This window comes from Ruminococcus sp. RTP21198st1_G1_RTP21198_201120 (assembly GCF_040924265.1).
GTDB lineage: Bacteria > Bacillota > Clostridia > Oscillospirales > Ruminococcaceae > Hominimerdicola > Hominimerdicola aceti.
The window spans coordinates 156,266-165,013 of the sequence record NZ_JBCOMH010000005.1 but is presented as its reverse complement, the minus strand read 5'-3'; the positions used below and the strand labels follow the sequence as shown (position 1 = coordinate 165,013).

The 8,748-nt window shown below is 43.7% G+C and carries 10 protein-coding genes; 2 read left to right on the top strand and 8 right to left on the bottom strand.

Features of this window, described 5'->3' with window-relative positions:
* Nucleotides 1-85 precede the first annotated feature (85 nt).
* Nucleotides 86-961, top strand: coding sequence for an IS3 family transposase (locus AB5627_RS04965; protein ID WP_117865876.1), 876 nt, complete (start codon nucleotides 86-88; stop codon nucleotides 959-961).
* Between the two features lie 213 nt (nucleotides 962-1,174).
* Nucleotides 1,175-2,611: an LCP family protein gene (locus tag AB5627_RS04960; protein ID WP_022288739.1), complete on the top strand. Its 1,437-nt coding sequence runs from the start codon at nucleotides 1,175-1,177 to the stop codon at nucleotides 2,609-2,611.
* Between the two features lie 139 nt (nucleotides 2,612-2,750).
* Here AB5627_RS04960 and AB5627_RS04955 read toward each other — a convergent pair whose 3' ends face one another.
* From AB5627_RS04955 to rplU, 8 genes are all read right to left on the bottom strand, one after another.
* Nucleotides 2,751-4,061 carry a WG repeat-containing protein gene (locus AB5627_RS04955; protein WP_022288738.1) on the bottom strand — a complete coding sequence of 437 codons (1,311 nt, stop codon included), beginning with the start codon at nucleotides 4,059-4,061 and terminating at the stop codon, nucleotides 2,751-2,753.
* A gap of 253 nt (nucleotides 4,062-4,314) precedes the next feature.
* Entirely contained in the window at nucleotides 4,315-4,842 is a 528-nt protein-coding gene (locus AB5627_RS04950) for a type III toxin-antitoxin system ToxN/AbiQ family toxin (protein WP_181979807.1), read from the bottom strand.
* A gap of 241 nt (nucleotides 4,843-5,083) precedes the next feature.
* Nucleotides 5,084-5,827 (bottom strand): YebC/PmpR family DNA-binding transcriptional regulator, encoded by a 744-nt coding sequence (locus AB5627_RS04945; protein WP_022288736.1) that lies wholly within the window; start codon nucleotides 5,825-5,827, stop codon nucleotides 5,084-5,086.
* Between the two features lie 23 nt (nucleotides 5,828-5,850).
* Nucleotides 5,851-6,240 carry a Mini-ribonuclease 3 gene (locus tag AB5627_RS04940; RefSeq protein WP_022288735.1) on the bottom strand — a complete coding sequence of 130 codons (390 nt, stop codon included), beginning with the start codon at nucleotides 6,238-6,240 and terminating at the stop codon, nucleotides 5,851-5,853.
* Between the two features lie 29 nt (nucleotides 6,241-6,269).
* A complete protein-coding gene (gene obgE / locus AB5627_RS04935; RefSeq protein WP_022288734.1) occupies nucleotides 6,270-7,547 on the bottom strand; it encodes a GTPase ObgE in 1,278 nt (425 codons plus the stop codon).
* A gap of 97 nt (nucleotides 7,548-7,644) precedes the next feature.
* Nucleotides 7,645-7,926, bottom strand: coding sequence for a 50S ribosomal protein L27 (gene rpmA, locus AB5627_RS04930; protein WP_022288733.1), 282 nt, complete (start codon nucleotides 7,924-7,926; stop codon nucleotides 7,645-7,647).
* 35 nt (nucleotides 7,927-7,961) lie between these two features.
* Nucleotides 7,962-8,282 (bottom strand): ribosomal-processing cysteine protease Prp, encoded by a 321-nt coding sequence (locus tag AB5627_RS04925; RefSeq protein ID WP_022288732.1) that lies wholly within the window; start codon nucleotides 8,280-8,282, stop codon nucleotides 7,962-7,964.
* Nucleotides 8,282-8,593: a 50S ribosomal protein L21 gene (gene rplU / locus AB5627_RS04920; protein ID WP_022288731.1), complete on the bottom strand. Its 312-nt coding sequence runs from the start codon at nucleotides 8,591-8,593 to the stop codon at nucleotides 8,282-8,284. The genes AB5627_RS04925 and rplU overlap by 1 nt, the downstream gene beginning before the upstream one ends.
* Nucleotides 8,594-8,748: the final 155 nt, after the last annotated feature.

Here is an 8,748-nt window from a genome sequence, read left to right as displayed (position 1 = left end):
AGCTTAAAGATCAGGAAATGGAAATTAAACTGTTAAAAAAACTCAGGGAGCTGAGAGGGGGCGGTCACTGAACGGAGTACGAAACGTGGACAAGTATATTGCAATCAAATACATGAATGAAGCAGAGCATTATCCGATTCAGAAGCTCTGCGCTGCTGTACACGTTGCACGCTCGGCTTACTACAAGTGGCTGCATCGGACACCGAGCCATAGCCAGCAGATCAATGAGCAGCTTGTAGAATGGATCAAACAGCACTATGAGGAGCGCAACGGCATCTTAGGTTATCGTCAGATGACGGTCGTGATCAACCGTGAGCATGATGTACATTTCAACAAGAAGCGCATCTACAGACTGATGCAGATTCTTCATCTGAAATCTGTTACCCGTGTCAAGAAGAATACATATATTCCATCAACGCCGCAAATCACAGCGGAGAATATTCTGAACAGAGATTTCCACGCAGATAAGCCGAACGAAAAATGGCTTACAGATGTAACTGAATTTAAATATTACGTAGGAACAGAGATCAGAAAACTGTATCTCAGCGCAATTCTTGATTTGTATGACAGACGAATTGTAACATACAAAATTATGGAAAGCAATAACAACGAACTTGTGTTTTCTACATTTGACGAAGCTGTTCGATTGAATCCTGATGCTCACCCAATCTTCCACAGTGACCGTGGCTTTCAGTATACCAACAAATTATTTCATCAAAAACTGACTGATGCAGGAATGATACAAAGTATGTCCCGTGTTGGGAGATGCATCGACAACGGACCAATGGAGGGTTGGTGGGGAATCTTAAAATCGGAGATGTATTATCTTCGCAAGTTTACGGATAAGACCAAACTGATTTCAGCGATAGAGGAATACATAACCTATTACAACACAAGGCGTTACCAGATCAAACTGAGCAGCATGACACCTATGGAATACCATGAAGCGTATGCTGCTTAGCTGGTCGGTGCTTGCCATTTGCTAACAACAAAGCAGCCTGCACAAATTGCACAGACTGCTTTTAGTCACAACATAGAATATTTTTGTTTTTTGCGCTGTCTACTTGACAGGGGGCGGGTCAGAAAAAGCTCCGCCTTTTTTTTCTGTCATTGACAATAAGCCTGATATGTACTATAATATTGGTATTGTAAAAATGAACGGAGGTGCAGTCAGGTGGCTAATAAAGACAGACAACAAAACTACACAAACGATAATAAGCCTCAGGACTACTATGAACAGGAATATCAGCGACAGCTTGACGAGTTCAACCGCATAAGCGGTGCTGGCGGACAGCGTGTTCAGCAAATAGACGAGGGCGTGAACGACTTTGACGATTACTATGACGCTGGCTACCCTGATGATAATACACAGGGTACAGCTCAGCCATACGGGCAGGGAAGCCGTTCATCATCAGACTATGCAGGCTCATACAGAGAAAGCACTCCAAGACGGCAGACACAGAGCAGACAAACGTCACGTCCACAGAACAGACAGAGCAAGCAGAGAGGTTCAGGCAAGTCAGCAAAAAGCAACAAGACCTCAGCCCAAAGACGAAATAATGACCTGCAATTTGGCAAAAACAATAAAAGCCGTAACGGTCAGACGAACAAAAAAGGTAAAAACAAAGTGGAAAATAAAAAAAGACACCCTATAAAAACATTTTTCAAGGTGCTTATCATCATACTTTTGGTGGTTTTCATATTGGCGAACGTGCTTATATGGCGATACATAGGCATGGTGAACAAGGTGCAAAGAGGTCAGCGAACGAACACAGACGCTTCTATGAACAGCTCTGATGTACGAAATATCCTGCTTATAGGCTCTGATACAAGAAACGCTGACGAGCGTGGCAGAACAGACTCTATGATACTTCTCTCCATTAACAGCACCACAAAAGAGATAACAATGACCTCTTTCATGCGTGATATGTATGTGAATATCAAGGGCATTGACGCTGACGGAAATGATATAGACACATGGTCAAAGCTCAATGCAGCGTATGTTTACGGCGGTGCAGAGCTTCTTATGGATACCATAGAGTATAATTTTGATATTGCCGTTGACGATTATGTTTATATCGACTTTCTGTCATTCGTTGATATCGTTGACGCAGTTGGCGGTATCGAGCTTGACATTTCCGACGAAGAGGCCGAGGGCATGAAGCCTCCAATGGCAGAGCAAAACAAGCTTCTTGGAAATAAAAAGGGTACAGACTATCTTGATAAGGGCGGAAAGAAGCTCCATGTAAACGGCAATCAGGCACTCGCCTATGCAAGACTTAGATATGTTGGCAACGCAGATTTCCAGCGAACAGAACGCCAGAGAACAGTTATCACAAAGATAATCGAAAAGGCGAAAAGCTCAGATCCGCTGACTATAGACAAGTTCGCAAAAGCATCAATGTCACATCTTACAACCAATATGTCCCAGACACAGCTTTTTGCTCTTACCTATAAGGCGATATTCTCCATGAATTACGAGATAAAGTCCATGAGAATACCTGATGATGATTCCTATTCATATGGCACATCATCTGACGGTCAATCAATTCTCGAAGTGGATTTTGAAGCCTGCAAAGCACTTCTCAGGAAAGAGATATATAACCAGTAAAAAGAAAAGCTCTGCTTCGGTAGGGCTTTTTATGTGCAAAAATATAGGGGCGCCGTCCCCTGCATGGTTTGTGCGTTTTTAATATTATTTTTTTGTTATACAAAAAAACCCTGCTAATGCAGGGCTTTCTATATTTGTATTATTGTTCAGGTGTCGGTTCAGGCTCAGGCTCAGGAGCAGGCGGATCAGTTTCCGTAACAGGCTCCGTTACTGTTTCTGTAACAGTTTCCGTGTTCGTTGACACCTCAGTGGTTTCACTTGGCTGTGTCAAAGATGGAGTAGTTTCAGTTGCTTTTTTCGTTTCTGTTGAAACCGAAGTTGTTTTGGTGGTCGTTGAAGTTGTGGTCGTGGTGATGTAGCTTGTGGTGGTCGTAGTTGTGGTGGTCTCTTCCTCTGATGAGTCCTCCTCCACAGGTGCGTCACCGAATGCTATAACGCCCCATTTTCCAGACTTCATTACCCATGCCTTGCCGTTGTGAGCAGGTCTTGCCTGATCGAACTCGCCTGGCTTTACGATACAGTTGCCGTCTATGTCATAATAACCATATGATGAATCTATGGATACCGGCAGATAATCGTCAGTGAAAAGATAAGGATGAACTGCCATCTCGTCATCTATCACCTTTCCGCAATAGGCACTCATGTCACCGTCGCACTTGAAGTCGATTATAGTCTTGCCGTCAGAACCAACATATCCCCACTTGCCTTCATCGTTCTCAAAGGCGATGCAGGTAAGTCCTGCGCCTTTGTATGCAGGGGCATAGAAATCAGTGTACTGCATATCAAGTATAAGCTTGTCCTTTTTAGCAAGCCCGTAAAGCGGTTCGCTCACAGGAGAAATGTCATAAAAACCATTGTCAGACTTTTTCACGTCAGCTTCACATACCACAACAGCCTTTTTGCCAGTGTATTCTTCGCCCTGTTCTTCGTCAGCGTCCTTTACATAGATCTTTTCCTCATTGCTGTTCCAGTAATATTTCGGTGAGCTGTCATGATGTTCCGCCGCATAGTATACTACCTGATTCGAGCTGTCGATACTGCAATACTCATATTCATCATTCTTTTCATTTATAATATTGAAAAGCGTGACCTCTCCGCACCAGCAGGTGTAGTAATCGTCATATTCCGCAGGCACTACCATGTTTCCGCTGTAGTCTATAATGCCATATTTGCCATTCTGTCTGATAACAGAATAGTTGGCATAAGCTGTGTTCTTTTCGTTGTTAGGGTCGACCTGACTTCCGTCAAAAGAAATGATATTATCGGCGTTTATAGTCGGCTCTATGAGCCAGCGATAAGCTTGTTTCTGTTCTGAATTTGAGTCAGCCGTATAGGAATAACCACCAGGGGCAACGTCGTCATCAGCACCCTTTTCCCAAGGCATGGCACAGCCTGTAAGCATAGCACCTGCAACAACGGCTGTCAGAGCAGAACAAAAAATCTTGTTCATAAGTTTCCTCCTATCATTTTCTGCTTCTTCCTTATCGCCCATTATCTGTATTTTTTATCTTTTCAGGGCAATATCTACACATACGATTATTATATACTATAACCCCTTTTATGTCAATAGCACAACTTACAAACAGCACCGCAAAGCTGCAAGGATTTTCAGCGATTTTAACACGAAAATCCCCGAAAAATCGTCGTTTAAAGCTTAAAAAGGACTGCCGCCCTGCAAGCGTCAGTCCCCCATATCTGCATGATTATTTTATGAGCTTCTCCGTCCATTTATGCGCACCATTTTCCAATGTTTTGAAATCAAAACAACGCTTTGATATTACGTGTTCAGGCTTGTCATATTTGAGAGCATACAATGAGCGTGCATTGTTTTCAAGAGGAAGTTCTTTGATATATTTCATTTCTCTTTTCAGAAGGTCAATGTATTTGCTTTTGGCAGTATCATTTTTGAAATCAACATACTCCTCGATTTTTCCGTATTCAAGGTCTGTCATTTCAGACACAGGCACAGGGAACATATAATTAAGATTTACAACAGCTATAAGCACGTCATTATGTATTATTTTCTGAAAATCTATATTTGCCTTTATTTTATTGTGTCTTGGCTTTGCAGAAGATACCTGCGTCACATATGCAAGGTCACCCACACGCATAAGCTCTCCAAAGAACGGCTTCAGCTTATCATTTCCGTAGTCTGTCCTTGGTATCCTCGACTCATAATTTTCTCTCAGATAGTCAAGGTAATCCTTGTTTATTATTTTCCACTTCTGCACGTTCATACATCTCCATACAAAAAATAAAGGGTCAAAACAAATTGACCCTTTAAATACCTATTAAAGCGATTTTAGACGGATTCGCAACCCCTATTAAAACAGTATTTTTAAAGGCTCTGTGACCTCTATTAAAGCGATTTTAGACGGATTCGCAACCCCTATTAAAAGAATAAATCTTTCTAATTCTATTATACCACATTATATGTAAATGTCAATAGTAAAGTGTCAGAAATCTTCCTGATTATTCTTCCTCTTCAACCGGCATATTCTCCCAGTTGTGGTAAACGTTCTGAACGTCGTCATCGTCCTCAAGATGCTCAAGAAGCAGACCCATCTTCTTGATAGCGTCCTCGTCTTCGATAGTTGTGTAGTTTGAAGGAACTTTCTCAGCCTCAGCAGAAAGTACCTTGTAACCCATTCCCTCAAGAGTTTCTCTTACAGAAGAAACCTGATTAGGGTCGCATGATATCTCGATAACATCGTCATCAACGTTGAAATCGTCAGCGCCTGCCTCAAAGCAGTCCTCCATTATCTTGTCCTCGTCAGCACCATTGTTCTCCATAACAACAGTACCAACATCAGAGAACATGAAAGATACACAGCCTGATGTACCCATGTTTCCACCGAACTTGTCGAAGAAGTGACGGATATCGCCTGCTGTTCTGTTCTTGTTGTCTGTAAGGCACTCAACGATAACAGCAACACCGCTTGGACCGTAGCCCTCGTATACCATTGACTCATAGCTGTTCTTGTCGCCGTCGCCTGCTGCCTTTTTGATAATTCTATCGATATTATCGTTAGGCACGTTGTTTGACTTAGCCTTTGCGATAAGATCTCTCAGCTTTGCGTTACCTGCAGGATCAGCACCGCCCTGCTTAACTACAACAGCGATCTCTCTGCCTATCTTTGTAAATATCTTAGCTCTTGCAGCGTCTGTTGCACCCTTTTTTCTTTTAATGTTTTCCCATTTTGAATGACCTGACATTTGATTCACTCCTTGATGTAATATTATTCATTGATGCTGCCCACAGACCATGCTGCCTCGAACAGTTCACCTATACGTTCCTCACGCCCCGTGAGATATAAAAAACCGAAAAGACATTCCAAACCTGTTGCCATGCGGTATTCCCCCACAGTGGAATGTTTCGGAGCATTTATGCCCTTTGCATTTCTGCCCCTTTTGAAAATATCCATTTCCTGTTCGTTAAGCAGCCCATCGTCAAGCCACTTGTGAACAGCCTTTGCCTGATATTCCGCACACACCCTCTCAACAGTGAGCTTGTGCAGCTTGTCCGCAGGCATATTAGCTTCAAGGATAAGCTTTTCTCTTACCCTTATCTCGTAAACGCCGTCCCCGATAAAAGCCAGTGCCAGAGGGGAGTATTGCATAGCGTCCATATCAGAAAGCTTTCCCGTGACGCTCCCTCCTATCTGAGATATTCAAACTCAAAGTCGAATATAGAAACAGTGTCGCCCTCTTCGATACCCATTTCTTCCAGCTTGTCGATTATGCCGCTGGTCCTGAGTACGTTCTGGAAATACTGCAGTGAGGAGTAGTCGTCCATATTAGCCGTCCTGAGTATGTCAAGAAGCCAATCTGCTTCCACGAAATAAACGCCGTCCTCCACAGTAACACGGAAGTCTTTCTTTGAGATGAGCTTATCGTCAAGCTCCTCCTGCGTGAGCGGCTGAGCTTCAAACTGCTTAACAGGCGGAAGAACAGAAAGTCGCTCCCATACGCCATACATAAGCTCTTTTGTACCCTTTGTGGTAGCGGCAGAGATCTCATAGAAGAGAAGTCCCTGATCCTCAACATAGTTTCTCAGTCTTTCTACCTGCTCAGGGGTAGCCATATCGCTCTTGTTTGCGGCAACTATCTGCGGAGCTTCCGCAAGCTCCATTGAGAAGTTTTCAAGCTCGTGATTTATCGCCTTGAAATCCTCGATAGGATCTCTGCCCTCGCTGCCTGAAACGTCGATAACGTGAACGATAAGTCTGCACCTTTCAACGTGTCTGAGAAATTCGTGACCAAGACCGACGCCCTCGCTCGCACCCTCGATAAGACCTGGGATATCCGCCATAACAAAAGATTTTCCCTCTTCTATCTTAACAACGCCAAGCACAGGCGTCAGGGTAGTGAAGTGGTAGTTGGCTATCTTTGGCTTTGCCGCTGAAACAACAGAAATGAGCGTGGATTTTCCCACGTTCGGGAAGCCCACAAGTCCTACGTCTGCAATAAGCTTGAGTTCAAGCATGACCTCATATTCGTCACCACGGAAACCCGGCTTTGCAAACTTCGGTATCTGCCTTGTGGAAGTGGCAAAATGAGCGTTTCCACGCCCACCCTTGCCTCCGTGAGCGATAACAGCAGGCTCATCGGTAGAAAGGTCGGCAAGTATCCTGCCGCTCTTTATTTCTTTAACAACAGTGCCTCTAGGAACTTTCACCACAAGGTCGGGAGCATTTCTGCCTGAGCAGTTTTTGCCGCCGCCGTTCTGTCCCTTTTCGGCAACATATTTTCTCTTATATCTGAAATCTATAAGGTTTGAGATATTGTCGTCAACAACGAAAACAATATCTCCGCCCTTACCGCCGTCACCGCCGTCCGGACCGCCTGCCGCAACGTATTTCTCACGGTGGAATGAAACTGCACCGTCGCCGCCGTCACCGGCTTTTATATAGATCTTCGCCTGATCGACAAACATGATCAAACCTCCTTATAAATGATATTATGCGTAAATTTAGTTGTCATTAATCAACAAAAGACCCCAAGCCTAAGGCTCAGGGTCATATGTTACAAAATTAAGCCTTGGGATAAACCGAAACCTTCTTGCGGTCTCTACCGAGTCTTTCAAATCTTACAACACCATCGCTTGTTGCGAACAGAGTATCGTCAGAACCCTTCTTAACGTTCTCGCCTGGGTGAATGTGAGTACCTCTCTGACGAACGAGGATGTTACCAGCCAGTACGAACTGACCGTCAGCTCTCTTTACGCCAAGTCTCTTTGACTCAGAATCACGTCCGTTCTTTGTAGAACCCATTCCCTTTTTATGAGCGAAAAACTGCATTGAAATCTTAATCATCTAAATTACACCTCCATAAAATGTAATCCGTCCGATCAGTTATCTCTGACCGTGACTTTGATCCTGCCTGAAAATTCCTCAGCTAGAAAATATAAATGAGTGAGAAGCCCTAAAAGTAGCTTGTCCCCCTCCTCTGAGCTGTCATTTTCAAGCCTTAATATTATTTCGTTTTCTTCCACTGCGACATCAGCCTTTATCTTAAAAGCCTCAGTGACAGTGTTAGCCGTCAACATTACAGCAGACGATACGCTTGCACAGCATACGTCCTCGCCATAATCTGCATAACCTGCGTGACCCGTTATACGAAATCCCACAAGTCTGTCATGCTCATTTCTGAAAAAATCAGCACAGATCATTATGCGTTGATAGCTTCGATCATAACCTTAGTGTAAGGCTGTCTGTGACCGATCTTGGTCTTTTCGCCCTTCTTTGGCTTGTAAGTGAATACAGTCACCTTCTTGGACTTGCCGTTCTTGATGACCTTAGCTGTTACGGAAGCGCCGTCAACATATGGAGCGCCAACCTTGATACCGTCGTCAGCGCCAACTACCATTACCTTATCGAAAGTAACAGCGTCCTCAGCGTTTACGTCCAGCTTTTCTACGAAAACCTCATCACCAGGCTTAACCTGATACTGCTTTCCGCCTGTTTCAATTACTGCGTACATTACGAATGCACCTACCTTTAAATAAACTCGCTACGCACGGTGGTCTGCAAATACAAACACTTATGACCGTGAATATGCGGCTTTAATATCATAACATATCCGCCCCAAAAAGTCAAGCACAGCTCTGTTTCTGCTTAAAAATTTACAGAAATTTA

Bases quoted from the DNA above. Each gene is read 5' to 3' on its own strand.
- AB5627_RS04955 (WP_022288738.1), bottom strand. From the start codon at position 4,061: ATGAACAAGATTTTTTGTTCTGCTCTGACAGCCGTTGTTGCAGGTGCT.
- AB5627_RS04945 (WP_022288736.1), bottom strand. From the start codon at position 5,827: ATGTCAGGTCATTCAAAATGGGAAAACATTAAAAGAAAAAAGGGTGCA.
- AB5627_RS04940 (WP_022288735.1), bottom strand. From the start codon at position 6,240: ATGGACGCTATGCAATACTCCCCTCTGGCACTGGCTTTTATCGGGGAC.
- obgE (WP_022288734.1), bottom strand. From the start codon at position 7,547: ATGTTTGTCGATCAGGCGAAGATCTATATAAAAGCCGGTGACGGCGGC.
- rpmA (WP_022288733.1), bottom strand. From the start codon at position 7,926: ATGATTAAGATTTCAATGCAGTTTTTCGCTCATAAAAAGGGAATGGGT.
- AB5627_RS04925 (WP_022288732.1), bottom strand. From the start codon at position 8,282: ATGATCTGTGCTGATTTTTTCAGAAATGAGCATGACAGACTTGTGGGA.
- rplU (WP_022288731.1), bottom strand. From the start codon at position 8,593: ATGTACGCAGTAATTGAAACAGGCGGAAAGCAGTATCAGGTTAAGCCT.